Below are 25,175 nucleotides of genomic sequence, written 5' to 3'. Positions count from 1 at the left end.
CCTCTCGTCTCACGCCGCGCGGGCGCGATGCTTGTCCAGTTGCTTCAGCCAGATCTCGGCAAAGCGGTAAATCTCGTCCTCGGTGGTTTCGGGCCCAAGGCTCACCCGGATCGCGGATCTTGCGACCTCTTCGTCAAATCCCATTGCCCGCAACACGCGGCTTTCGCGGACCTTGCCGCTGGAACAGGCGCTGCCGGCAGAAATGGCAAAACCGGCCAGGTCCATCTGCATTACCTGCGTTTCACCCTTCCAGCCGGGGGCGGCAAAGCAGGAGGTGTTCGGCAGACGTCGCTCCGATTTCCCGACAAAAATAGTCTCTTTTGCCGATTCCTCAATAGATGATTCTAGAATGTTTCTAAGTTTTTCCACCTGGCGCCATGTTCCGTCAGCAAGATCGCGCATCGCGGCCTCTGCGGCAGCCCCAAACCCGGCGATCCCGATGACGTTCTCGGTCCCCGAGCGCCGCCCCATCTCCTGCCCGCCGCCACGTGCCAGCGCCTCGATTTCCAGCCCCTGGCGCACGATCAGCGCACCCACCCCCTTGGGCCCGCCCAGCTTGTGCGCCGAACAGACCGCCAGATCGGCACCGGACCAGGCAAAGGAAAACGGAACGCGCCCGATCGCCTGTGTCACGTCCAGCAGCAGGCTGGTTGCGTGATAGGCCCCATAGGGCCACCCCTCAGCGCCCTTCGTGCCGGGGTCGGTAATCACGCCGGTCTCGGAATTCGCCAGGCCCATCGCCAGCACATTGGCGCCGCTTTCCACGTGGGTCAGGTCGAAATGCGCCCACAACGCATCATGCGCCGTGTCATCGACCATCACCGCCCCATGCGGCTGAGCCGACCGCAAGACGCCCGCCGCCTCTGTCGCGCCGGAGGTAAAGATGACTTCCTGCGGCTTGCACCCCACGGCGCCTGCCACCTGCGCCCGGGCGCGCTCGACAATCGCCTTGGCCGCCCGCCCTTCGCCGTGCACGCTGGACGGGTTCCCCACCACGTCCATCGCCGCCACCATCGCGTCGCGCGCTTCCGGCCGCAACGGCGCCGTGGCGTTGTAATCCAGATAGACCCGGCTCACCGCAACGCTCCATCGCTTTCATCTTGCCCAAAATACTCTCGCCGAAGGCCCGCGCCCGCCAGGGCGCGCCACCGCGGCGCCGAAGGCGGCGCAACCCCGGGTGTCACACCTGCGTTCATTCCTCATCCACCACCGCAAACAGGTTCGGCACCGCCGGGCACGGCGCCAGTTCATTGGCCACGACATCACTCAGCCGCGTCTGGTGCAGGAACACGTAGACATGCGCGCTCAACCCCTCCCACAGACGGTTGGTCACCGACTGCGCTTTCGATCCCGACGCCGCGCCCGAGGCCCCTGCCCCCTTGTGCAGCGCGTCCACCGTTTCATCCACCGCGGCCAGTACATCCGCCACGCGGATATCCGAGGCCGACCGCGCCAGCCGGTACCCTCCGCCGGGGCCGCGCACCGACGCCACCAGATCCGCCCGCCGCAGCTTGACAAAGAGCTGCTCCAGATAGGGCAGCGAAATATCCTGCCGCTTCGAAATCTCTCCTAGTGTCACCAGGGTGTCGTCGGATTGCAGGGCAATATCGGTCAGCGCAACCATCGCATAGCGGCCTTTCGTGCTCAATTTCATGGCCTTCTCCCTGCGAATTGATTGACCTGCCGCCGCGCAAGCCTTATCTCGCTTTCAGCGTTTCCGGGGCTTCCCGGAAATTAGAATTGTTCTAAGGTGCACGAGCGATTTCGTCAAGAATATCCCGGCACCTCTTATGGGAGACACAGGGACCACATGCCCGAGGTAATTTTTCCTGGCCCCGAAGGCCGCCTAGAAGGTCGCTACCACCCGCAGAAAGAGAAAGACGCGCCAATCGCGATCGTGCTGCATCCGCATCCGCAATTCGGCGGTACGATGAACAACAAGGTCGTCTATAACCTGCATTACGCGTTCTACAACATGGGCTTCACTGTCCTGCGGTTCAATTTCCGCGGCGTCGGGCGCAGCCAGGGTGAATACGATCAGGGCGTGGGCGAACTTTCCGACGCCGCCTCGGCGCTCGACTACCTGCAATCGATGAACAACAACTCCAAGCATTGCTGGGTCGCGGGCTTCAGCTTTGGCGCCTGGATCGGGATGCAGTTGCTGATGCGCCGGCCCGAAATCACCGGTTTCATCAGCGTATCGCCCCCGGCGAACATGTATGATTTCTCGTTCCTGGCCCCCTGCCCCTCATCCGGGCTGATCATCAACGGCTCGAACGACCGTGTTGCACCGCCGGCCGATACCGTGGCGCTGGTCAACAAGCTGCACGAGCAGCAGGGCATCACCATCACCCATAACGAGATCGACGGCTCGGGGCATTTCTTCGAAGAACCCTACATGGACACGATGATCAACGACGTGACCACCTATGTGAAACGCCGCCTGACCGAAAACACGCGGTGAACCCATGGGCGTAACCGAAGACATGGCCGACGAGCTGGCGACCCATACGATCAAATATATCGAGGCCTCCGGCGACGAGGAAATCATCGCCGAGCTGGTCAAGGTTCTGGGCTCGACGTCGCAAACCGCCGAAGAGGCGTTTCTGACCTCGATCCGCGTCCGCCGCGCCAACCAGAAGGCCAAGGCGCTGCTGGTCGAGCGGGTGAAGGCGTTCAAGGCCAGGCAGGAACAGAAATCGGCATCATCCGATACCTGATCGGGGCACCGGGATACCGGTGACAAAACCGAACCCCGGGTGCGAATTTCCGCTATACTCGACCCGAACAGAAAAGGGTGATTGCGATGGCACGGTTCAAACTCGTACTTGCAGGTCTGATCCTCTCCTGTGCAGCACTCAGCGCCTGCGAGATATCCGACCCCGACCGTAGCGCCAGCGCACCGCCCCAGGGGTGCGGTGTCCCGCCTGACTGCGAAGACCTCTAAAGCGGTCCGTACTTTCCTGAACCCATCACGAATCCCCCCACGGGTAATCGCATATCCGGGAGCGATGATGCCATGCGCGTCACTATGCGTGAGCGGACCTTCACCTTGCAGTCAGCCGCTATTCCCTCGGCCCGGACACGCGCCACTTCATTCATCAGTCAACACGAAGAATGGAGGATATCATGTTGCGTTCAATGTTCTACGTCTCGTTTCTGGTCACTCTTCTGAACGGCTGCGCGGGGGGCGCCCCCGCCGTGGTGGCAGGAAATCATGACTTTCCGCCCACCGATTGCTGCAATGACCGGTAACGGGCCCCAAATGACCCGGCGGCGCTCCGGCTAGGTTTTCGCCGGTTTTTTCTTCTCGGCCACGACCTTTTCCGCCAGATCGCGGGCAATGGCGAAGGCGCCCTTGATCTTGTCGCCTTCCTTTTTCCAGTCGCGGCGCACGACGATCTTGTTGTCACGCACCTTGGCCAGCCCGCGCTGGTCCTTGATGAATTCGACCAGCCCGGCGGGCGAGGCGAACTTGTCATTGTGAAACTGGATCGTCGCGCCCTTGGGCCCGCCATCCAGCTTGGCAATCCCCGCCTTCTTGCACATCGCCTTGATCCGCACGATCAGCATCAGCATGTTGACCTCGCGCGGCAGCTTGCCGAACCGGTCGATCAGTTCGGCGGCAAAGCCTTCGAGTTCAACTTTGCGCTGCAACCCGCTGAGACGGCGATACAATCCCAGCCGAACGTCCAGGTCCGGCACATAGCTTTCGGGGATCAGGACCGGCACGCCCAGGTTGATCTGCGGGGCCCATTGGTCGTCTGCATCACTGAGCCCTTCCAGCTCGCCGGCCTTGATCTTGGCGATCGCCTCTTCCAGCATCGACTGATAGAGCTCATAGCCCACGTCGCGCATCTGGCCGGATTGTTCCTCGCCCAGCAGGTTGCCCGCCCCGCGAATATCCAGATCCTGCGAGGCCAGCGTGAACCCCGCCCCCAGCGTATCGAGCGATCCCAGCACCCGCAGGCGTTTTTCGGCCGTGGGTGTCAGGCGCATCCGCGGCTTGGTGGTCAGGTAGGCATAGGCGCGGGTTTTTGAACGGCCAACGCGGCCGCGGATCTGGTAGAGCTGGCTGAGGCCGAACATGTCGGCGCGGTGGATGACCATCGTGTTGGCGGTGGGGATATCCAGCCCCGATTCCACGATCGTCGTGGCCAGAAGCACGTCGTACTTGCCGTCGTAGAACGCGTTCATCCGTTTATCCAGCTCACCCGCCGCCATCTGGCCATGCGCGATCACATAGCTTACCTCGGGCACCTGGGTTTTCAGGAAATCCTCGATCTCGGGCAGGTCGGAGATGCGCGGCACCACGTAGAAGCTCTGCCCGCCCCGGTAATGTTCGCGCAGCAGCGCCTCGCGGATGGTGACGGTGTCGAACTCGCTGACATAGGTGCGGATCGACAGGCGGTCCACCGGTGGCGTGCCGATGATGCTGAGGTCGCGCACGCCCGACAGCGACAGTTGCAGCGTGCGGGGAATCGGCGTGGCCGTCAGGGTCAGCACATGCACGTCGCTGCGCAGCTGTTTCAGCCGTTCCTTGTGGGCCACGCCGAATCGCTGTTCTTCGTCGATCACCAGCAGCCCGAGATTCTTGAACCTGACACTCTTGGCCAACAGCGCGTGGGTACCGACGACGATATCGACCTGCCCGCGCGCCAGTTCGTCCCGCGTTTTTGCGGCATCGCCGGCCGAGACGAAACGTGAAAGTGGCTTAACGCTAACCGGGAAGCCTCTGAAACGCTCGGAAAAACTCTGGTAGTGCTGCCGCGCCAGCAGGGTCGTGGGCGCGATCACCGCCACCTGCATCCCCGACATCGCCGCCACGAAGGCCGCCCGCATCGCCACTTCGGTCTTGCCGAAACCGACATCGCCGCAGATCAGCCGGTCCATCGGCGTGCCGGTTTCCAGATCACCCATCACGTCCTGAATGGCGCGCAGTTGATCGTCGGTTTCCTGATAGGGGAAACGGGCCGAAAACTCCTCCCACGCGTGGTGTTCGGCCTCCAGCACCGGGGCGGATCGCAGGGCCCGCTCGGCGGCGATCCGGATCAGCCTGTCGGCCATCTCGCGAATGCGTTCTTTCAGCTTGGCCTTCTTGGCCTGCCACGCGCCGCCGCCCAGCCGGTCCAGCAGCCCTTCTTCGTGGCCGTACTTGCTGAGCAGTTCGATGTTCTCCACCGGCAGGTAGAGGCGCGCGCTCTCGGCATATTCCAGTGCCAGGCATTCATGCGCCGCGCCGGCAGCGGTAATCACCTCCAGCCCGTGATAGCGCCCGATGCCGTGATCGACATGCACCACCAGATCACCGGGGCTTAGCGCCTGCGCCTCGGTCAGGAAATTCTCGGCCCGGCGGCGGCGCTTGGGCGCGCGGATCAGCCGGTCGCCCAGGATGTCCTGCTCGGCGATGACGGTCAGGCCCGGCGCCTCGAACCCGTGCTCTAGCGCCCAGACCGCCAGATGCAGCCCGCGTTTTTCCAGCCGTGACGCATCCTTGACCGTTACCGCGCCGATCAGCCCCTCATCTTCCAAGAGCCCCTCAAGCCGTTCGCGCGCGCCTTCGGAATAGGCGGCTAGCAGCACCGGGCCGGAACTTAACTTTGCCTCAATATGGGTCTTCAGCGCGCTGAAAAGCCCCACTGATTCCATCTGTCGTTCGGGGGCGAAGTTCCGCCCGATCCGGCCGCCGGCATCAATCACCCCCGGGCCCAGTGCCTGTGACAGCGGTGCCATCTGCAGGATGCGGTGATCGGCAACTGCCGTCTCCCAGGCCGCGTCGTCCAGATAGAGCAGTCCCGGCGGCACCGGTTTGTACACGGTATCGCCGCGGGTTTTCTGTGCCAGCGCATGGGTCCGTGCGCCGTACTGGTCCTCGATACTGTCCCACCGGGCCAGGCGCGCCGGTGTCACCTGGTCGTCCAGCGTGATCGTGGCGCACGGCAGGTAGTCAAACAGCGTCTCGAGCTTTTCGTGAAAGAAGGGCAGCCAATGTTCGATGCCTTGGTGCTTGCGGCCCGCGCTGACCGCCTCGTAGAGCGGGTCGTCGGTCCCGGCCGCGCCGAATTCGATACGGTAATTCTGCCGGAAACGCGTGATCGCCGCCTCGTCAAGAATGACTTCGGACACTGGCGACAGTTCGATCTGGTCGAGCTTCTCGGTGGTGCGCTGCGTCGCCGGATCGAACCGCCGGATACCGTCCAGTACGTCGCCGAACATATCCAGCCGCACCGGCCCGGAATCGCCCGGCGGGTAGATGTCGATGATACCGCCGCGCACGGCGAAATCCCCCGGTTCCATCACCGTGGGCGCCTGGGAAAATCCCATCCGGGTCAGGAAGGTGCGCAGCGCCGTTTCGTCAAGCTGGTGATCGACTCGCGCGGAAAAGGCCGCCTCTTTCAACACCGTCCGCGCCGGCACCCGCTGCGTGGCGGCGTTGAGCGTGGTCAGCAGCACGAATTGCGACGGCATCCCGTGCACCAGCCCGGCCAGCGTGGCCATGCGCCGCGCCGATGTATCGGCATTGGGCGACACCCGGTCATAGGGCAGGCAATCCCAGCCCGGAAACTGAATGACGGGCATGCCAGGCGCAAAGAATCGCAGCGCGTCGGCCATGGCGGCCATGCGCTTGTCATCCCGCGCGATATGCAGGACCGGCGCATCTTGCCGCGCGACCTCTTCAAGGATCAGCCGCGCATCGAAACCCTCCGGGGCGCCGCCTACGGTGATCTGTTCTGCCTTGCTCATGCCGGTAATGCCCCGCTGCGCGATCCTTCTGTGCCTATCCGCCCAGGGCGCCAAGCGACAAGTTCTGCAGCATCCCCCACACCGAGGTCACGAAGATCGAGATGATACCGATGATCTGGGTCAGAACGCGATGCCGAAACAGCCGTTTGTACAATGCCTCGCCGCGCAGCGCGTCGCGATGGATATGCCGGGCGGTCGCAACCGAAAGCAGCGCCACGAGGCTCAGCGGAAAGCCCAGCAGGAACACCGCCTGGGCAAACTCCTTCCCGTAAACGAAACCCGTCATCATCAGGACCGTCAGGATAAAGCAAACGAATCCTGCCAGAAGCAGGCCTGACGTATCGGCGATGTAGAGAATCCGGTTGGTATAGATTCGCACAAGGTCTTCAAAGTCGATCACGCCCTGGCCGCTCTCTTCCTTGCGGGCGCGCTGCGCCATGTCCCAGGGCACGCCCAGAACCCAGTGGCTGGTCGAAGACCACATCACTGCCAACGCAATCCAGAACCACAGGTTGCTGAAACTGCGCATGTCGATAAGTTCGAAGACACTGTCGTACCAGTCCACTGCCGCGCCTCTGATGTCGTTCGCCGCCCCTCTTAGCGCCCGCGCACGACAATTCCTACCCTTGAGATGCGCTAAATTCCGTGTCACTCAGAAATCTGCAACAGCACGAGAGCCCGCCCATGCGCCCGACCCAAGCCCCCTTCCCCGCCACGCGCCTGCGCCGCACCCGCCGCACGCCTGCCATCCGGGCGCTGGTGGCCGAAAACACCCTGTCCGCGGCCGATCTCATCTGGCCGGTTTTCGTGCGCGAAGGCGAAGCGGTGGAAGAGCCCATTCCGTCGATGCCCGGCGTCGTGCGCCGCAGCGTCGACAAGGTGGTCGATGCCGCGCGTGAAGCTGCGGATCTGGGCATTCCCGCAATTTGTCTGTTTCCCTACACTTCCGGCGAAAACCGCAGCAAGGATTGCGCCGAGGCCTGGAATCCCGAGAATCTCAGCAATCGTGCGACACGGGCAATCAAACAGGTCGTGCCGGATATCGCGGTCATGACCGACGTGGCGCTTGATCCTTATTCCGACACCGGTCATGACGGCTTTGTCGAAGGCGATGAGATCGTCAATGACGAAACGGTCGAGGCATTGGTGAAACAGGCGCTCAGCCAGGCCGAAGCCGGGGTGGATATCATCGGGCCGTCGGACATGATGGATGGCCGGATCGGCGCGATCCGCCACGCGCTCGAAATGGCGGGGCACAGGAACGTTCTGCTGCTCAGCTATGCGGCCAAATATGCCAGCGCCTTCTACGGCCCGTTCCGTGACGCCGTGGGCGCGTCGGGCGCGCTGAAGGGCGACAAGAAGACCTATCAGATGAACCCCGCCAATACCGACGAGGCGCTGCGCCTGATCGAACGCGACCTCAGCGAAGGCGCGGACATGATCATGGTCAAGCCCGGAATGCCCTATCTGGATATCTGCCGCCGCGCCAAGGACGCTTTCGGCGCGCCCACATTCGCCTATCAGGTGTCGGGCGAATACGCGATGATCATGGCGGCGGCGCAACAGGGCTGGATCGACGAGGACCGGGCGATGATGGAAAGCCTGATGGCCTTCAAACGCGCCGGTTGCGACGGGGTACTGACCTATTTCGCCCCTGCGGTGGCCCGCGCGCTGGCCTGAGCTTCAGGCCCGCGCCACCACCACATGGGTCTGTATCCGGCCGGCCACCGCACCGTCGCCAAAGCAATCGGCCAACCGCGCCGCGGCGTGATCCGTGACCCGCTCCAGCGCCGTCGCATCGCGCGCCTCGATCTCGTTGCGCAGGGGCGTACCCTGACAATAGGCCACCGCCGCATGTCGGGCCGAGGGCGCCGGGCTGATATCGGCGACGGTCTCGATCGAAATTGCGCCGAAGCCCCCGGCGCGCAGATCGGCTTCGATCTGGTCGCGGTCATGATAGCCGTGCGGCGTGCGCGCCAGAAAGAGCGGCGGGTCGTCGGGGAAGAGTTCGGCCGCCGCCCGCGTGACCTGATCCGCGAATTCGTTCTCTTCGATCCTGTCCCATGTGTTGAAGATGAACGCCCCGCCGGGCCTGAGCACGCGGCGCGCCTCGGAAAATCCCGCCGCGCGGTCGGGAAAGAACATCGCGCCGAACTGGCAACAGACTACGTCGAACGTATCGTTCCCGAAGGGCAGCGCCAGCGCATCCGCCTGCTGCCAGCTCAGGCGAACATCGTCAGGCTGCCTGATGCGCGCCCGTTCCAGCATCGGACCGTTGAGATCGGTAACCACGTAGCGCGCGCTGCGGGCCAGTTTGGGGGCAAGCGCCCGGGTCACGACGCCGCTGCCCGCGGCCGTCTCAAGAACGGCGGCCGGTTCCAGGCCCGCCACCAGGCCGGCAAGCCCCGCCGCAAATCGTTCGAAAATCAGCGGTACCATGTGGGTGTCGTAGATTTCGGGTATCGACCCGTCGAAAACCTTGTCCGTCTTGTCCATCTTGCCCCCTTTTCGTTGGCCAGCCAGAGCGAAGCCTACAGCAATGCCGTAAAACCGCCAGATGGCGATTGCCAGCCAAAGAGCCGTGCCGCGACACAATCCGTAGTGACAGCACCCGGATTGACCCCTATACTCGCGATCAGACCGGTGAGGCAAAACACCGGCACTCAAGTCAGGCAACAAACAGGCAAAACCGATGAGCAACTTCACCAGACGCAGTTTCACGCTGGCGGCCCTTGCGGGCGCGTCGATGACCGCCGCCTGCAACAACGGCGTCGGCAGCCAGGGCGGCGCCCGCATTGATGCGCGCGTCGACTCCACGCTGAACTATCTCTTTTCCCAGTATCCCAACACGCAGGAGATCGCCGCGAAATCCACCGGGATGCTGGTGATGCCCCTGATCACCGAGGCCGGGCTGTTCGCCGGCGGCGGCTATGGGCGCGGCGCGCTGCGGATCAACGGATCGACCGTAGATTACTACTCTGCCACCAAGGGCAGCTTCGGGCTGCAGATCGGCGGCCAGCAGTTTTCGCATGTTCTGTTCTTCATGACCCAGGATTCATTGTCGAATTTCCGCCGCTCCTCGGGCTGGGTCGCGGGCGCGGATGTGGAATACGTGTTCAAGGATGAGGGCGAGAACCTGCGCGCCGATACCACCACGATCAACGCGCCGGTGGCGGCCGTGATCTTTGGCCAGGCGGGGCTGATGGCGGGCGCGTCGCTGGAAGGCGTGAAATACACCCGGATCATTCCCTGACCGGCACTGGCCGCTCAAGGCCATCTGCGGTGAGGTCACGGTAATCGCGCGCCTGGTAGGGGGCAAAAACCTCGGCAAGCGGGGCCAGCGGCCCGCGTTTGCGCAGCGGGTTCAGCCCCATGTCGACCATCAGTTCGTCGAGATAGTGCTGAAGATGCGCGATCAGGCGCGCCGCACGGGCATGGCTGAACGGCATCCAACTGCGTTTCCAGTCTCTTAACTGCGCGATTTCGCGCAGCTGTGCCTCCCGATCAGGAAGTTTGTGGCGCCCGGCGATGAGGGCCGCCAACCACATCGCCTGCATGTGATAGGCCAGGATGTTCGACACGGTCGAGGCATAGCCGACAAACGCCAGCCCCGGCACCTCGGGGTGCAGCATCTGCCGGTAGAGGTAAATGCCGTCCTCCGCGAACCCCAGCCGCTTCTGCAATGCCTTTGACAGATAGCCGTAGTCGCTGCGCCAACCCGTTCCGAAGATAATACAATCGACCTCCAGACGCTCGCCATTGTCCAATTCCGCCCCGGTTTTGGTCAGTCTGGCGATCTGTCCGCGGTGAAACCGGATCGCACCGGACCGGATGGCGCGAAACAGCTCGGGCCGTGGCACCATGGTGGCTTCGCTGAAGGCGCCGATTTCGACCGGTTCGTCCGGCACCAGGCTGGTCCGCGCGCCAAATCGCGACCACAATCCGCATTGCAGGCACAAGAGCGCTTCGACGGCCCGCCAGTAAACCCAGACCAGTGGCGCGCCCCAGCTGTGTATCGTTCGCTCGACCGGTGTCGGATGCTTGTAGGGCGGCACCATCGCCAGAGTCAGGCGGTTCAGCAACCCCCATTTGAACGGCAGAAGGCCCGCCAGATTGCGCGGAATCGGCCAATGCAGACTGCGGGCCACCATATGGGCGCTGTCGCCATGGCGCTGTGCCAGCAAGGCGGCGTCAGTGGCGCTCTTGCCGTAACCCACGACGGCAACGCGCCTGCCCCTTAGCAGATCGGGTGACACCAGGGCCGAGATATGATGGACCTCGCCCTTGAACGCCTCGTGTCCGGGAAGCTGGGGCATGTGGGGTATGTTTGAATAGAGCCCGACGCAGACAACCACCAGATCGTAACGCGCGCGGACCTCCTGACATTCCTACCGAGTTACAACCTCCCAGTCCCCGTCCTGGCCCGGTGGGATCACCTCGATCACCTCCGTGTTCAGGGTGATCGAGTCCCGCAACCCGGCGTGGTCGACGAATTCCTCCAGATAGCGCTGAATGTCGGGACCGGGCGTGAACTCGGCTACATCGCGGCCCAGCGGGAAATCAGGAAATTCGTAAAGCGCCTTGGGAACCTGAACGCCGAACTCAAGGTAACCGTCCGTCCAGACGCCGCCGATCTTGTCCCGGCGGTCATAGATGGTGCACGTAACCCCCACGGCGGCAAGAGCGCGTGCCGCCGCCAGTCCGGCTACACCGGCGCCGATGATGCAGGCACTTTTCACCGTCGCGTAATCCATCGCCGTTCCCCCGGTTACCGTTCTCCTGCTCTTTTGGTTCGCCAACCCGCCAGCGGGCGCAGCACGAGGCCGAGTAGCCAGAAAAACAACAGATACGCCCCGAACAGGGTCCACAGCAGAACGGCCCAGATAGCGCGATAGATGATGAACGCCATCCCTGCTTTGCCGGGTAGATGGCGATGGTGTCTGAGAATTTGAAAACTATGCAGAAGCCCGACCGCCAGGCCCGCGAATATTCCGACGGTCAGAAAATATGACACCGCTCCCCCCATTGCGCGATCCCGGAACGGTATCACAGCTTGCCGGTATCACCAACTTGGGTGGGCGCGGTATGCGGATCGGCCCGCTAGTGCAGCGTGAATTCACCGGTCACGTTGCGCCATTCGCCGGGCGCGACCAGTTTGCGGTGGCTGAAGCTGACCGAATGCAGCGGCCCGTCGATCTCGCGCTGCCAGAATTCGATGAACCTGAACAGGCGCGGATGGTCCGGCGCGGTATCGTATTCCTGCCAGACGAAGCTGTTGAGCACATGGGTATAGTCGGGCATGTGATAGAAAAACTCCGCCGTGGTCAGCCCGTAGCCCTTCAGCAACATCTCGGTTTCAGACATTTCCATTTTTCTGCTCCTTATTCATCGCCTGATACCTCCATTTTGAGGCATTAAAATTACTTTTCAATGAAAACAATGTGTTGGCATCGCGCGTTGGTCAGCGCCTGCGCAGATGCGCAACAACCGTTGCACCCCATATCCTGCCTCTGATATAGTCCGGGCAACAAAATATAGAAGAGTTAACAGGACAGGCATCAAGTTGAGCGATACGCCGCAACCACCTGAAGATACAGAAGAAAACACCCCCGAACGCCCGGTATATGATGGTCCGAAAATCTCGATCACCGACGAGATGAAGACCTCTTATCTGGACTATGCCATGTCGGTCATCGTCAGCCGCGCGATCCCCGATCTGCGCGACGGGCTGAAACCGGTGCATCGCCGCATCCTCTACGCGATGAAGGAGGGTGGCTACACCCACGACAAACCTTACCGAAAATCGGCAAAATCCGTGGGCGACGTGATGGGGAGCTACCACCCGCATGGCGACTCGGCGATCTATGATGCGCTGGTGCGGATGGCGCAGGATTTCTCGATGTCGCTGATGCTGATCGACGGTCAGGGCAATTTCGGCTCGATGGACGGGGATAACCCGGCGGCCATGCGCTATACCGAGGCGCGGCTGGCCAAGGCGTCAACCGCATTGCTGGATGACCTGGAAAAGGACACGGTCGATTTCCAGGACAATTATGACGGCAAGGAACAGGAACCCACCGTCCTGCCCGCCAAGTACCCCAACATGCTGGTCAATGGCGCGGGCGGCATCGCCGTGGGCATGGCCACCAACATCCCGCCCCACAACCTGGGCGAGGTGGTGGACGCCACGCTGGCCCTGATCGAAGACCCGGACCTGACCAGCGAGCAGCTGATCCAGTATGTCCCCGGCCCCGATTTCCCGACCGGCGGCATCATGCTGGGCCGCTCGGGCGCGCGGAAGGCCTATATCGAAGGCCGTGGCAGCGTCATCATCCGCGCCAAGACCCGCGTCGAGGAGATCCGCAAGGACCGCTATGCCATCGTCATCGACGAGATCCCCTATCAGGTGAACAAGGCGTCGATGATCGAAAAGATCGCCGAGGCCGCGCGCGACAAGCGGATCGAGGGGATCACCCATGTACAGGACGAATCCGACCGCAACGGCGTGCGGGTGGTCGTCGAGCTCAAGCGCGACGCCACCGCCGAGGTGGTGCTGAACCAGCTTTTCCGCTTCACGCCGATGCAGACGTCGTTTGGCTGCAACATGCTGGCGCTCAATGGCGGCCGGCCCGAGCAGCTGACCCTGCGCGGCTTCCTGACCGCCTTCATCGCCTTCCGCGAGGAGGTGGTGGCGCGGCGCACCGCGTTTGAACTGCGCAAGGCCCGTGAACGCAGCCATATCCTGTGCGGCCTGGCCGTGGCGGTCAGCAATGTCGACGAGGTCGTGGCCACCATCCGCGCCTCTGCCGACGCCGCCGAGGCGCGCGAGAAACTTATGACCCGGCGCTGGCCTGCCGGCGACATCCTTGAATATATCGCGCTGATCGACGACCCGACGCACAAGGCCAACGAGGACGGCACCTATAATCTGAGCGAGACCCAGGCCCGCGCGATCCTTGACCTGCGCCTGCAGCGGCTGACCCAGCTGGGCGTCAAGGAAGTGACCGACGAGCTGCAGGAGCTGGCCGGCAAGATCAAGGAATTCCTTGCCATTCTCGCCTCGCGCGACCGGATCATGGGCATCATCGGTGATGAGCTGAAAGAGGTCCGCGACCAGTTCGCCGTGCCGCGCCGGACCGAGATCGTCGACTGGTCGGGCGACATGGAAGACGAAGACCTGATCGAGCGCGAGGAAATGGTGGTGACCGTGACCAGCGGCGGCTATATCAAGCGCACCGCGCTGGCCGATTTCCGCGCCCAGAAGCGCGGCGGCAAGGGGCTGTCGGGGATGCAGACCAAGGAAGAGGACGTGGTCACCACCCTCTTCGTGGCCAACACCCACACGCAGCTTCTGTTCTTCACCACGGATGGCATGGTCTACAAGCTCAAGACCTGGCGGCTGCCGCTTGGCGGGCGCACCTCCAAGGGCAAGGCCATCGTCAACATCCTGCCCATTCCCGCGGGCGTATCCATCGCCGCGATCATGCCCGTCGATGTCCCCGAGGATCAATGGATGGATCTGCAGATCGTCTTTGCCACCTCTGCCGGGACCGTCCGGCGCAACCGGTTGAGTGATTTCACCAACGTGAAATCCAATGGCAAGATCGCGATGAAATTCGAGGATGACCACGCCGAGACCAAGCTTATCAACGCGCGGATCTGTTCCGACGAGGATGACGTGATGCTGGTCACGAAATCCGGCCGCGCCATCCGTTTCCCGACGACCGAGTTGCGGGTCTTCAACTCGCGCGCCTCGGTCGGTGTGCGCGGGGTCAAGCTGACCGGTGACGACCAGGTCGTGTCGATGTCGATCATCCGGCATTTCGAGGCGACACCGGACGAGCGCGCGGCTTACCTCAAGATGCGCCGCCAGCTGGCCGGGGCAACCGAAGACGAGGCAAATGGCGACGAGGAAGGCAATGCCGACGCCGCGATCAGCCCGGAACGGTTCGAAGAGATGCAGGCCGCCGAGAACCTGATCCTGACCATCACGTCGCAGGGCGCGGGCAAGCTCAGCTCGTCGCATGACTACCCGGTGCGCGGACGTGGCGGCATGGGCGTGACGGCGATGGACAAGGCCATGCGCGGCGGGCCCCTGGTGGCCTCCTTCCCGGTGACACTGGAGGATCAGATCATGCTCGCCACGTCCAAGGGGCAGTCGATCCGGGTTCCGGTCAACGGGATCTCGTTCCGCTCGCGCAGCGCCGGCGGGGTCCGTGTCTTCAATACCGGCAAGGGCGAAGAGGTCGTCAGCGTCGCCTGGATCGCCGAACAGGGCGATGAGGACGAGACCGTCGAACAGGAACAATGATGGGTTAAAGGCGGGCCTACTCGCCTTTAACCTGCGTTAACCACGAATTTTCACGTAAATGGCGTATTCCTGCCGGATTTGCCGCGATACTGCGTAAGAGCCCCATCTTGTCCGGGGTTGTGACCAGTGACGCCCTGTTCCCTTGAAACCGCATGTACCAGGAAGTTCCCGTGGTCCGCAAAGATGATCGTTGGCTCAACCAAACCGGCCTCAATCTGATCCGAATTGTCATCGGTTCGTATTTTGCCGCTGTCTCGCTTGATCTGATCACCGGCATAGATCAGAAGGCGCTGTTCCTGCCTTTTGTGCCCATGATCGCCGCCGATGTCATCGGTTCGACCCTTCTTTTGCTGACCAGCCTGGCCTTCATGACCGGTTTCTACCTGCGCCCCACGGCACTGATACTCGCGCTTTTCATTTTCGGTTCCAGCCTGGTTCAGAATTTCCTGCTGGCGCCGGTCGAGGATATCTCGGCCTTCTGGCGCGATGTCACGCTGGTCTGCGCGATTATCCTGAACTACTCCAACATGAACCGCCACGAATTGCGCCGGGCGGATCTCATGCGGCGGCGCAGGATCGCCCGCGTGCGCAAGATCCCGGTTTATTCGGCCGAGGTGACGCCGCGGCGGATCACACCCGACGCACCGCAGAAGCCGCAGCCGAAACGCGAGGCCAGGCCGGTGCTGCAAATGCCCTCTTTCATGAAACACCCGAAAGAGCGGCAGGCGGATCGCGACCTGCTGGACATCAACCTATTCGCCAACATCTGATCTTTTCAGCCGTACCCGAAGCCGCCCGGCACGGCACTTGACAGGCGTGCGCACCCGTTAGAGGGTCAGCGCTTCGCAACAGGCAAGCGCCAGGAAGGAATGACCGGTGACACATGCACGACTTTCGCCGGTATTGATTCTGGGGGTCGGTGGACGGTTGGGCAAGATGCTGCGGGCAGCCTGGCGAAAGACACCGCCCCTCGGGCTTGAAATACACTACCAGTCGCGCCGGATGCTGTCCGGGGAAAACAGCGTCCGATGGGCGCCGGGCGATGACCCCGCCGCCCTGCCCGCTTGCGACACGGTGATTGCCCTTTGGGGACAGACCTCGGGGGAGGCCCCGGCCCTGGATGTCAACGTGACGCTCGCCGATCAAAGCCGCGATGTCGCACGGGCCTGTGGCGCCTCTCGGGTGCTGCACCTGTCAAGCGCGGCGGTCTACGGCCCGGCAAGCGCGGCCAGCGAAGTCACGCCCCCCGCGCCCGTCAATGCCTATGGACAATCCAAACTGGCAATGGAAACCGCCGTTGCCGGGTTTGACGACCTGGGGCTGCGGCACGTCTGTCTGCGGTTGGCCAACGTGGTCGGCGCCGACAGCTTGGCCCCGGTGCTGACCGGTTCGGCCCCGGCCCGGCTGGACCGGTTCAGCGACGGGAACGGCCCCCTGCGCAGTTACATCGGGGCCGCCGATCTGGCCGATGTCCTGGCGGCGCTGTCGCGGTTGCCCGCGGCACAACTGCCCGCGCTACTTAATGTCGCCGCCCACCGGCCCGTCGCCATGCAGGACCTGATCACCGCGTCCGGCAAAGACATAACCTGGCGCAATGCCCCGCCCGATGCTGTTCAGGAAGTCACCATGGACTGTTCCCTGCTGCGCCGTCTTTTGCCGCATGTAACCCCTCAAAGCGACCCGGTGGCGCTGGTGAAAATGCTTCATGCACAAGGTTGAGTGACAGAACCGTGAGGGGTTTTGTGGATCTGCGGGCGCCCCCGGCGCACCGGCAACTGTGCCATAAGAAAAACACATGGAAACAAGCAGCTTACGCTGTCACAATCGTTACTTGTTCGGGTTGATGGCGGTGGGATATGATAGCACCCGACACCAAGTAGACACCGCAGGCAATGTTCGCTATGGGCCATGTCTCGTCGGGGCATCGCCTGGGGGTAACGGGCATGATATTTGATCTTTCACAATCGCTCAGCCGGGCGCAGAAGTCCTGGTTTGTCTTTGTGATCGACCTCTGCCTGATCGTGGCGTCCTATTTCATCGCCGCGCTGCTTCTGTCCGGGACCGAGATGTGGATGACCGTCCCTGCAGCAGCCGCGACAGATCTGGTGGTTATCCTGGGCGTCGGGGCGACCCTGACCGCACTTTTGGGGCTGCACCGGATCCGTCTTGCCGCCTATCAGATGCAGGGCGTCATGCAGTCGGCGCTGGTGGCCGTGATGATGGCCGGAACAGGCGCCGTGGCGTCTCGGCTGATCGCCGTTTCACCCACGCCTGCGCATGTTTTCGTCGTGTTCGGCATGGTCTTTCTGATTCTGACGGTGATGGCCCGGCTGGCGCTGCGGCACTGGATGATCTGGGTCTTTGCCGGGCATGGGCACCGCACCCGGCTGATGATCTACGGCGCCGGTCAGACCGGCCAGCAACTGGCCTCTGCCCTGACCACGGATGACAGCGTGACACCGGTTGTGTTCGTCGATGACAATCCGCTCTTGCACGGCCACACCATCGCCGGTCTGCGCGTGCACCCGTCGGCGGAGATCCACGACCTGGTCAATACCCACCGCATCGACCGCATCATCCTGGCGATGCCCAGTGTCGGCGCCGCCGCACAGGGGCGCATCATCCGAAAGCTGGCCGATATGGGATGCGAAGTGCACGCCCTGCCCTCGTTTGCCAATCTCATCGCCAGCCGCGCCACGGCCCTGCCCGCCACCAAGCCCGTCGACCTAAACGCGCTTCTGGGCCGTGAACGTCTGGAGGAGGAGCTTCCCGGCGTGTCCGAGACCTATCGCGGGCATTCGATCCTGGTGACGGGCGCGGGCGGGTCGATCGGCTCGGAAATCTGCCGCCAGTTGGTGGCCTGCAAACCCGACCGACTGGTGCTGATGGACCATTCCGAACTGATGCTGTTCGAGATCGACCGTGAACTGCGCCACATGGGCAGCGATGTCGATATTCAACCGGTGCTCGGCTCGGTCTGCGAGCGCGATCTGGTGACCGGTGTCATGAAGAAATACAAAGTCGACACGGTGTTGCACGCCGCCGCGTACAAGCACGTGCCGCTGGTCGAATACAACGCCCTCGAGGGGATGCGGAACAACGTGCTGGGCACCAAGGTGGTGGCGGATGCCGCGCGCGATGCCGGGGCCGAACGTTTCATCCTGGTCTCGACCGACAAGGCGGTGCGCCCCTCCTCGATCATGGGGGCCTCGAAACGCTTTGCCGAACTGCTGATACAGGATCTTGCGACACGGTCGACCAGGACTCGTTTCTCGATGGTGCGGTTCGGCAACGTTCTGGGCTCCAGCGGATCGGTTATCCCGCTTTTTCAGGAACAGATCGCGCGGGGCGGCCCGGTGACGCTGACCCATAACGACATCACCCGCTATTTCATGACCATCCCCGAGGCGGTCCAGCTGGTCCTGCTGGCAGGCACCTTCGCGCGCGGCGGTGACGTCTTTGTGCTGGACATGGGCAAGCCGGTCCCCATTCGCGACGTGGCCCGCAAGATGATCGAAGGTGCGGGGCTCAGCGTGCGCGACCGCGACAATCCCGACGGCGATATCGAGATTCGCATCACCGGGCTGCGCCCCGGTGAAAAACTGCACGAAGAGCTTCTGATCGGGTCGGACATGCTGACCACCCCGCACAGCCGCATCCTGCGCGCGCAGGAGGATCACCTGTCGGAAATCGAGATGGCCAATGCGTTGAACGCGTTGAAACAGGCGATTGAGACCCGCGACCCGAAGCTGATGAACCAGACTCTGTCGAAATGGATCGAACGTGCGGACAAGGCGAAACCCGTGATCGTCAACGAATGACCGGTTGAACTGTCAGGACGATCGCCCCCACAAAGCCGGAATTGCGGGACAAGCTTTCATTGACGGACACGGAATTTTCGAAAATTCCGTATCGGAAAATTGCAATTTTCCCTTCCGTTTTCTGCGAAGAAAACGGTGTCGGCGTTGGCGGTACGGGGGGCCGCAAAGGGGTCAATGCCGCCATCGCAAGGCCTGGCTACGTTGGATAAAGCGCGCCGAACTTCGTATCCAGATACGCCATAAGCGGGGCCGCTTTGGGTTCTGCCCCGCACGCACGTGTGATCAACTCGCGCGGTTCATAGAGCCCGCCATGCCGCTGCACGTTTTCTTCCAGCCATGTTGTCGCGGCGGTCAAATCTCCATCGGCCAGTTGCGCCTCCAGATCAGGTACGGTCTGACGCAGCGCCTCGTGCAGGCAGCCGGCATAAACATTGCCAAGGCTGTAGGTCGGAAAATAGCCGAACAGCCCGACCGACCAGTGCACATCCTGTAGGCACCCATCCGAGGCACGCGTCACGTCATAGCCGAAATCCGCCTTGAACCGGTCGTTCCAGGCCGTTTCGAGATCGGCGACCGAAAGATCACCGGCGATCAGTGCCCGTTCCAGGTCAAACCGCAGCATGATGTGCAGGTTATACTGAACCTCGTCGGATTCGGTCCGGATGAACCCGCGATGAACCCGGTTCACCGCCCTGTAGAACGCATCCGCGTCCGCCACGCCCATATCCCCGAACCGGTCGCGCATCTGCCCGTAGAGCCAGCCGCAATAGGCCCGGCTTCGGCCCAGCTGGTTCTCGTATATCCGGCTCTGGCTTTCATGCACCCCCATCGACACGCCCTGCCCCAGCGGGCTGAGCGCGTAGGCCGGATCAATCCGCTGTTCGTAACAGGCATGGCCGGTCTCGTGGATGGTGGCATAAAGACAGTTGAACGGGTCGTCCTCGCTGGTGCGGGTAGTGATGCGCACGTCGCTGCCGCTGCCCGAGCTGAAGGGATGCACCGCCTTGTCCAGGCGTCCGCGTGTCATGTCGTAGCCAAATTGCCGGGCCAGTTCGCGGGCCAGCTGCATCTGCTTTTGCGCTGCAAATTTCCCGCTGACCGGCGGGTGTTCCGGCTGTGACAGCGCCCGCTGCCGCAGCGCCACCAGACCGGGGCGCATCTCGTCGAACATCGCCTGCAGCTGCGCACCGGTGGCACCGGGTTCAAATTCATCCATCAGCGCGTCATAGGCATCTCCGTCCCCGGCCAGCGCCTGCCCCTCCTCCCGCTTGAGGCGCACGACCTCCGCCAGCACCGGGGCAAAGGCGGCGAAATCATCCTTGCTGCGGGCCTCGGCCCAGACACCCTGCGCGCGGCTGGTCAGCCGGGCCAGTGCCGTGGCCAGATCCGCGGGCACGCGTTGCGTACGTTCGTAGCTGCGCCGGATCAGCCGCAGCTGCGCCGCGCCGGCCTGATCTGGGGCGTCGGCCGCCGCCAGCCAATCGCCGACACGAGGGTCCGTGCGCCGGGCATGTATCACCGCCTGCAACGCGCCGCTCTCCTCGGCACGCTGCTCGGCCGCGCCGCGCGGCATCATTGTTTCCTGGTCCCAACCCAGGCGGCCGGCAATCTGCGACAGCGCCTCAGTCTCTCGCTGAAACGCCATCAGCTCGTCGAACGCGTTCACGTCAGGTCCCCCGGATGGATTGCGCCTGCGGATAAAGGCTCAGGAATCGCGCCCGCAGGATCAGCACCCACAGCGCCACCGCCACCAGCTGATGCACGATTGCCACCTGCCAGGGTGCGCCGTAAACCACGGTCATGATGCCCAGCACGATCTGCGCCATCACGGCGATGAATGCCGCCTTGAACGCCACCCGCGTGGCAGAGTTGGCGCTGCGCCGGCCGCGCAGAAAGACCACGACCGAAAAGACAAGCAGCAGATACCCCGTGATCCGGTGAACGAACTGTACCAACCCGGGATTCTCAAACAGGTTGCGCCAGCCCAGCTCAGTGATCCAGATCGTCGGCGGTAGCACCTGCTCGCCCATCAGGGGCCAGTCGGTATAGCTGCGCCCGGCGTCGATCCCGGCCACCAGCGCGCCGATGAGTATTTGCAGAAAGGTGAAATGCAGCCAGCCGGTCGACAGCCCGAAGAGTTTCGCCTCTTTGCCGCGCCGGGCCTGCATCAATTCGCGCTCTTCGCGGCCCAGGGCCATGACATACCAGCCGATGAACCCGAGGATGACAAAGGCCAGCCCCAGATGCACGGCCAGCCGGTAGCTTGCCACATCGGTCATGCCCTGCCCCAGCCCCGAGGCGACCATCCACCAGCCCACGGCACCCTGTGCGCCCCCAAGAGCGCCCAAAAGCAACAGGCGCCGCGTCCAGCCGGCGGGGATCTTCCGGGCTGCAAGGAAAAACAGGAACCCCACCGCCCAGACCAGTCCGATCACCCGGCCCAACTGCCGATGCCCCCATTCCCACCAATAGATGCGCTTGAAATCCGCCAGTTCCATCCAGGAATTCTGCACCAGGAATTCGGGAATTTCCCTGTATTTGCCGAATTCCACCTCCCAGTCGGCGGCACTCATGGGCGGCAGCGCGCCGGTCACCGGTTTCCATTCGGTGATCGACAGGCCGCTGTCGGTCAGCCGCGTGAGCCCGCCCACCGCGATCATCACAACGACAAGCGCGAACAGCACCGCCAGCCAGGCCCGGATTGCGCCGCGCGCACCGCGGCGGCCCTGGTCGATCATGCCGCCCTTCGGCGCTTCGCGCTTCGGCGCGTCACCGACCTCTTCAAAAATGCTGCGCTTGCCGCTCATCGTGATTGCTCCTGACTTCCGGGCAGAGCCTAGTGCGCCCCTGCGCCCCCTTCAAGCACCGCCCGTCAACGATTCTTCCAGCGGACCATCTGCCGCATCACGCCATGCAGCATCTGTATGTCGGCCCGCGTCAGCGGCATCCGGCTCCACATGTTCCGCAGGTTGACCTTCATGCCCTCGGCCTTGGTTTCCGGAAAGAAGAACCCGGCCTCGGACAGCCGTTCCTCGTAATGCGCGGCCAGCTTTTCAACCTCGATCTGCTCGGCCCATTCGGTCCGGGCCATATCGACGCGTTCCGCCGTGACCGCGCCCTGCGCCCGCCGCCATTCATAGGCGGTCAGAAGCACGCATTGCGCCAGGTTGAGCGAGGCGAAATCAGGGTTCACCGGCACGTTGATGATCGCGTTGGCGCGCGCGATATCGTCATTTTCAAGCCCGGCGCGTTCGGGGCCGAAAAGCACGGCGACTTTTTCGCCAAGGGCAATCTTCTCGGCCGCGACCTGCATGGCGCGTTCCGGGCTGAGTACCGGCTTGGTCAAACCCCGCGCGCGCGCCGTGGTCGCCATCACATAGTGACAATCCTCCAGCGCCCCCGCCACGTCATCGCATAGCTGCGCCTCGTCCAGCAGCCGCCCGGCCCCGCTGGCCATCGCCACCGCCTTCGGATTGGGCCAGCCGTCGCGTGGGGCCACGATCCGCATCCGGTCCAGCCCGAAATTCCACATCGCTCGCGCCGCCGCGCCGATATTTTCCCCCATCTGCGGACGCACCAGCACAAAGGCAGGCTGTTCTTGATCCGTCGGCATGTCACCCGGCTCCGTTTTCCTGCCCGCCTCATAGGCCAAAGCAGGGGTCAGGAAAACCCCGCCCCATGCTTCATCGTTCCAAAAATACTCAAATTCCACCGCCCCGATAGACCCGCTGCGGTTTCCACGTTATAGCGGCGCAAACCATTGCAGGAGTGCAAGGAAAATGACCGAAGCCGAGCAGCCCCAGCTATATCTCATCACGCCGCCCGAACTGGAGCTCAGCCGTTTTCCCGACCAGTTGGCGCAGGTGCTTGACGCCCATGAGGTCGCCTGTGTGCGCCTGGCGCTTGCCAGCCAGGATGAGGATCGTATCGCCCGCGCGGCAGATGCCTGCCGAGAGGTCACCCATGCCCGCGACGTGGCGCTGGTGATCGACACGCATCTGATGCTGGTCGAACGGCTGGGGCTCGACGGGGTCCACCTGACCGACGGTGCGCGCTCGGTCCGTGCGGCGCGCAAGGAACTGGGCGCCGACGCCATCGTCGGCAGTTTCTGCGGCACCTCGCGGCACGAGGGAATGAATGCCGGCGAATCCGGCGCCGACTATATCAGCTTCGGCCCGCTGGGCGCCTCGGGGCTGGGCGATGGCAGCCGCGCCGATCACGACCTCTTCGACTGGTGGTCGCAGATGATCGAACTGCCCGTCGTCGCCGAAGGCCACCTGGATGCGCAGATCATCCGCACCCTCGCCCCGGTGACCGATTTCTTCGGGATCGGAGAGGAAATTTGGCGCGCGGAGGATCCCGCCGCGGCGCTTGGCGCGCTCATCACGGCAATGCAGTGACCCTTACCCTCTGCGCGCCCGGTTCAGCAGCGTCTGGACCTCCGCACCGGCCTCGGCCTCGGCGACCGTGGCCAGCGATTGGCCGCTGTCGCTGGTAATGTCCAGATCGGCACCTTTTTCCAGCAAGTATCGGACGGCGTCGGCATGATTGGCGGCCACGGCAAACACCAGCGGCGTGGTCCAGCCATTTTCCGGTGGTTCGCGATCGGGAAAGAGATCGGCAAATCTCTGGTTGAGCCTGGTTGAATCCTCGGCCAGCCGCGCGCTGATCTGCGCCAGATTTCCCCGTGCCGCGGCGGTGAAGATATCCATGTCCTCCAGATCGAGCAGGGCGATGATCTCTTCCTGCCCGGAATGCAGCGCGTATCCCATCGGCGTGGCAAAGTGCCAGTCGTCCCGGATCGTCGGATCGGCGCCGGCCCTCAGCAACAGGCGCACGCAATCGGCATGACCGTTCAATGCCGCCTCATGCAGCGCCGTGTTGCCGTTGATCGCATTCACATCGACCCCAAGGGCGATCATCGCCTCCAGCGCCGGCAGATGACCGCGTTTGCCGGCGTCGCGCAGCATGTCCGCGATCGGAGCGGTTGCCATAAGGCCGGGATGATCGGCCAGCAACGTCTGCGCCCGCCGAAGATCCCCGGCCATACAGGCCACCTGAAACGCCTCCTCGGGTGTGGGGTCCGATTGCGGTGCTCCGGCATCCAGCAACATTTCGGCGATGTCATGTTCTCCCATCAGCAACGCCACCTGATACGGTAACTTCCCTTTCGTTCTGGTTTCATAGGTGTCATCCGCGCGCCGCAAATCGACGCCATGCGCCAGCAGCAGACGGACCCGGGCGGAAAATCCACGTTTGATGGCCTGGATAAGCTGAAAGTGCAGCGTCTCGCTGGGATGCGGCATCACCCTGTCATCCTCAACCAGCAGCCAGTTATTCCTGTCTTTTGCCGTCAACCCGTATTCCAACAGCAATTCCAGGCAGGTATTGTCGGGTTCGAAACAGCGGTTGTAACAGGCCTGGCTGTCATTGGGGTTTGCACCGCGCTCCAGCAGCGCGCGCGCGAAAACCGCAAAATCAGGATGCTCCGGCTGGTTGATTGGTCCGCCCTCGCCCTCACCAAAGATGCCGGTCAGGGCGGTGAACTTATATTGTCCGCCCCACATATAGTAGGCGTTGGGGTCAGCGCCGCGCTCCAGCAGCGCCAACCCGGCCGCCAGAGTGGAGGTTCCGGGCAGCCGGGCATAGGCCGCGTACATCAATGGCTCCCATCCGAAATATCCGCCCTTGCGATTCAAGAGTTCCGGCTTGCTGTCCAGCCATCGGTGGATGGCTGCCACATCACCGGTGGCCGCGGCGGTGTAGATGCTGTGATGTGCAATCCCGGGGTGCCGGTCCAGCAATTTCCGGGCCTGCTTGAACCGCGCCGGGCCGAAATCGGGCACCGGGCCATAGGCCACTGTCACCAGGTCCAGAAACCGGTTGGCCAGCTGATCGGTGCTTTCATCCGCCGTGCCTTCGACATGGCGCTTCAGTCTGGTCCAGCTGGAAAATCCATGACTGCGCGCCACGACAAGCTGCGCCTGTTGCAGGCCGATGGCCTTGGGGTCGCCAAAATATGGCCCGACCTGGGCCAGAGCCGCCGCGTCTCCGGCACGGACCGCCTTCAAGAGCGATTTGGCGCGTTTGCGCAGGTTTTCCAAACTGGCGCTGGCGGGAAGTGGGGTGATCGTCATGATCGACCTCCTTTCATATCGTCCGGTATCCGCGCCCTCGGACCTGAAAAGAGGTGAGAGAGTAGTATGGGTCAGTCTTTCAGACGGGCTTGGCCCTTCCCGCGGATCGGATGCCTTCTGACAGGCTCCCGAATCGTGACACGACGCCGTGATCCATGCAAG

22 protein-coding genes and 1 pseudogene are annotated in these 25,175 nt (G+C 63.1%); 10 read left to right on the top strand and 13 right to left on the bottom strand.

Annotated elements, in window-relative coordinates:
* Window positions 1-9: 9 nt before the first annotated feature.
* Together AAFO92_RS05930 and AAFO92_RS05925 are read right to left on the bottom strand one after the other, a co-directional pair.
* Window positions 10-1,077: a cysteine desulfurase family protein gene (locus AAFO92_RS05930; RefSeq protein ID WP_347533730.1), complete on the bottom strand. Its 1,068-nt coding sequence runs from the start codon at window positions 1,075-1,077 to the stop codon at window positions 10-12.
* A gap of 115 nt (window positions 1,078-1,192) precedes the next feature.
* On the bottom strand, window positions 1,193-1,654 hold the full coding sequence (locus AAFO92_RS05925) for an Rrf2 family transcriptional regulator (protein WP_347533729.1): 462 nt from the start codon (window positions 1,652-1,654) through the stop codon (window positions 1,193-1,195).
* Window positions 1,655-1,810: 156 nt separating this feature from the next.
* Here AAFO92_RS05925 and AAFO92_RS05920 point away from each other — a divergent pair, with 156 nt between their 5' ends.
* The 3 genes from AAFO92_RS05920 to AAFO92_RS05910 all read left to right on the top strand — a co-directional run bounded on the left by AAFO92_RS05920 (window position 1,811) and on the right by AAFO92_RS05910 (window position 3,255).
* Window positions 1,811-2,464, top strand: coding sequence for an alpha/beta hydrolase (locus AAFO92_RS05920; protein ID WP_347533728.1), 654 nt, complete (start codon window positions 1,811-1,813; stop codon window positions 2,462-2,464).
* A 4-nt stretch (window positions 2,465-2,468) separates the two neighbouring features.
* Complete coding sequence (locus AAFO92_RS05915; protein ID WP_347533727.1) at window positions 2,469-2,720, top strand: hypothetical protein; 252 nt, start codon at window positions 2,469-2,471, stop codon at window positions 2,718-2,720.
* A gap of 409 nt (window positions 2,721-3,129) precedes the next feature.
* A complete protein-coding gene (locus AAFO92_RS05910; RefSeq protein ID WP_347533726.1) occupies window positions 3,130-3,255 on the top strand; it encodes a hypothetical protein in 126 nt (41 codons plus the stop codon).
* Between the two features lie 30 nt (window positions 3,256-3,285).
* Here AAFO92_RS05910 and mfd read toward each other — a convergent pair whose 3' ends face one another.
* The gene (gene mfd, locus AAFO92_RS05905; RefSeq protein WP_347533725.1) at window positions 3,286-6,744 is read right to left on the bottom strand and encodes a transcription-repair coupling factor; all 3,459 of its coding nucleotides are present in this window, start codon (window positions 6,742-6,744) and stop codon (window positions 3,286-3,288) included.
* Between the two features lie 34 nt (window positions 6,745-6,778).
* Window positions 6,779-7,309, bottom strand: coding sequence for a component of SufBCD complex (locus AAFO92_RS05900; protein WP_347533724.1), 531 nt, complete (start codon window positions 7,307-7,309; stop codon window positions 6,779-6,781).
* 119 nt (window positions 7,310-7,428) lie between these two features.
* Between AAFO92_RS05900 and hemB the strand changes: the two genes are divergently transcribed.
* A complete protein-coding gene (hemB, locus tag AAFO92_RS05895) occupies window positions 7,429-8,424 on the top strand; it encodes a porphobilinogen synthase (RefSeq protein WP_347533723.1) in 996 nt (331 codons plus the stop codon).
* 3 nt (window positions 8,425-8,427) lie between these two features.
* Here the strand turns inward: hemB and AAFO92_RS05890 are convergent, their stop codons facing one another.
* On the bottom strand, window positions 8,428-9,240 hold the full coding sequence (locus tag AAFO92_RS05890) for a methyltransferase domain-containing protein (protein WP_347533722.1): 813 nt from the start codon (window positions 9,238-9,240) through the stop codon (window positions 8,428-8,430).
* Between the two features lie 196 nt (window positions 9,241-9,436).
* On the opposite strand from AAFO92_RS05890, the gene AAFO92_RS05885 reads away from it, so the two are divergent.
* A complete protein-coding gene (locus AAFO92_RS05885; RefSeq protein ID WP_347533721.1) occupies window positions 9,437-9,997 on the top strand; it encodes a YSC84-related protein in 561 nt (186 codons plus the stop codon).
* On the opposite strand, the gene AAFO92_RS05880 is transcribed toward AAFO92_RS05885, so the two are convergent.
* The 4 genes and pseudogenes from AAFO92_RS05880 to AAFO92_RS05865 all read right to left on the bottom strand — a co-directional run bounded on the left by AAFO92_RS05880 (window position 9,987) and on the right by AAFO92_RS05865 (window position 12,114).
* Window positions 9,987-10,607: a hypothetical protein gene (locus tag AAFO92_RS05880; protein ID WP_347533876.1), complete on the bottom strand. Its 621-nt coding sequence runs from the start codon at window positions 10,605-10,607 to the stop codon at window positions 9,987-9,989. The genes AAFO92_RS05885 and AAFO92_RS05880 overlap by 11 nt on opposite strands.
* 219 nt (window positions 10,608-10,826) lie before the next feature.
* A pseudogene (locus AAFO92_RS05875) lies at window positions 10,827-11,498 on the bottom strand (NAD(P)-binding domain-containing protein); the annotation flags it as partial.
* 14 nt (window positions 11,499-11,512) lie between these two features.
* Complete coding sequence (locus tag AAFO92_RS05870; protein WP_347533719.1) at window positions 11,513-11,758, bottom strand: hypothetical protein; 246 nt, start codon at window positions 11,756-11,758, stop codon at window positions 11,513-11,515.
* A gap of 86 nt (window positions 11,759-11,844) precedes the next feature.
* On the bottom strand, window positions 11,845-12,114 hold the full coding sequence (locus AAFO92_RS05865) for an usg protein (RefSeq protein ID WP_347533718.1): 270 nt from the start codon (window positions 12,112-12,114) through the stop codon (window positions 11,845-11,847).
* Window positions 12,115-12,307: 193 nt separating this feature from the next.
* Here AAFO92_RS05865 and gyrA point away from each other — a divergent pair, with 193 nt between their 5' ends.
* The 4 genes from gyrA to AAFO92_RS05845 all read left to right on the top strand — a co-directional run bounded on the left by gyrA (window position 12,308) and on the right by AAFO92_RS05845 (window position 18,876).
* The gene (gene gyrA / locus AAFO92_RS05860; RefSeq protein WP_347533717.1) at window positions 12,308-15,055 is read left to right on the top strand and encodes a DNA gyrase subunit A; all 2,748 of its coding nucleotides are present in this window, start codon (window positions 12,308-12,310) and stop codon (window positions 15,053-15,055) included.
* Between the two features lie 170 nt (window positions 15,056-15,225).
* Window positions 15,226-15,825: a hypothetical protein gene (locus tag AAFO92_RS05855; protein ID WP_347533716.1), complete on the top strand. Its 600-nt coding sequence runs from the start codon at window positions 15,226-15,228 to the stop codon at window positions 15,823-15,825.
* A gap of 106 nt (window positions 15,826-15,931) precedes the next feature.
* On the top strand, window positions 15,932-16,774 hold the full coding sequence (locus tag AAFO92_RS05850) for an NAD-dependent epimerase/dehydratase family protein (RefSeq protein ID WP_347533715.1): 843 nt from the start codon (window positions 15,932-15,934) through the stop codon (window positions 16,772-16,774).
* 224 nt (window positions 16,775-16,998) lie between these two features.
* Window positions 16,999-18,876: a nucleoside-diphosphate sugar epimerase/dehydratase gene (locus tag AAFO92_RS05845; protein WP_347533714.1), complete on the top strand. Its 1,878-nt coding sequence runs from the start codon at window positions 16,999-17,001 to the stop codon at window positions 18,874-18,876.
* 196 nt (window positions 18,877-19,072) lie between these two features.
* Here AAFO92_RS05845 and AAFO92_RS05840 read toward each other — a convergent pair whose 3' ends face one another.
* The 3 genes from AAFO92_RS05840 to AAFO92_RS05830 form a co-directional block, all read right to left on the bottom strand.
* Complete coding sequence (locus AAFO92_RS05840; RefSeq protein WP_347533713.1) at window positions 19,073-20,542, bottom strand: carboxypeptidase M32; 1,470 nt, start codon at window positions 20,540-20,542, stop codon at window positions 19,073-19,075.
* A gap of 1 nt (window position 20,543) precedes the next feature.
* On the bottom strand, window positions 20,544-21,683 hold the full coding sequence (gene ctaA, locus AAFO92_RS05835; RefSeq protein ID WP_347533712.1) for a heme A synthase: 1,140 nt from the start codon (window positions 21,681-21,683) through the stop codon (window positions 20,544-20,546).
* A 65-nt stretch (window positions 21,684-21,748) separates the two neighbouring features.
* Window positions 21,749-22,489 (bottom strand): RNA methyltransferase, encoded by a 741-nt coding sequence (locus AAFO92_RS05830; protein ID WP_347533711.1) that lies wholly within the window; start codon window positions 22,487-22,489, stop codon window positions 21,749-21,751.
* A 166-nt stretch (window positions 22,490-22,655) separates the two neighbouring features.
* Here AAFO92_RS05830 and AAFO92_RS05825 point away from each other — a divergent pair, with 166 nt between their 5' ends.
* Window positions 22,656-23,276 carry a thiamine phosphate synthase gene (locus AAFO92_RS05825; protein ID WP_347533710.1) on the top strand — a complete coding sequence of 207 codons (621 nt, stop codon included), beginning with the start codon at window positions 22,656-22,658 and terminating at the stop codon, window positions 23,274-23,276.
* A gap of 3 nt (window positions 23,277-23,279) precedes the next feature.
* Here AAFO92_RS05825 and AAFO92_RS05820 read toward each other — a convergent pair whose 3' ends face one another.
* Window positions 23,280-25,013 (bottom strand): ankyrin repeat domain-containing protein, encoded by a 1,734-nt coding sequence (locus tag AAFO92_RS05820; protein WP_347533709.1) that lies wholly within the window; start codon window positions 25,011-25,013, stop codon window positions 23,280-23,282.
* Window positions 25,014-25,175 lie beyond the last annotated feature (162 nt).

The sequence above is a fragment of the Roseovarius sp. CAU 1744 genome (genome assembly GCF_039839345.1).
Lineage (GTDB): Bacteria > Pseudomonadota > Alphaproteobacteria > Rhodobacterales > Rhodobacteraceae > Roseovarius.
Note: the sequence above shows the minus strand (reverse complement) of the source record. Positions and strands in the feature narration are given on the sequence as shown.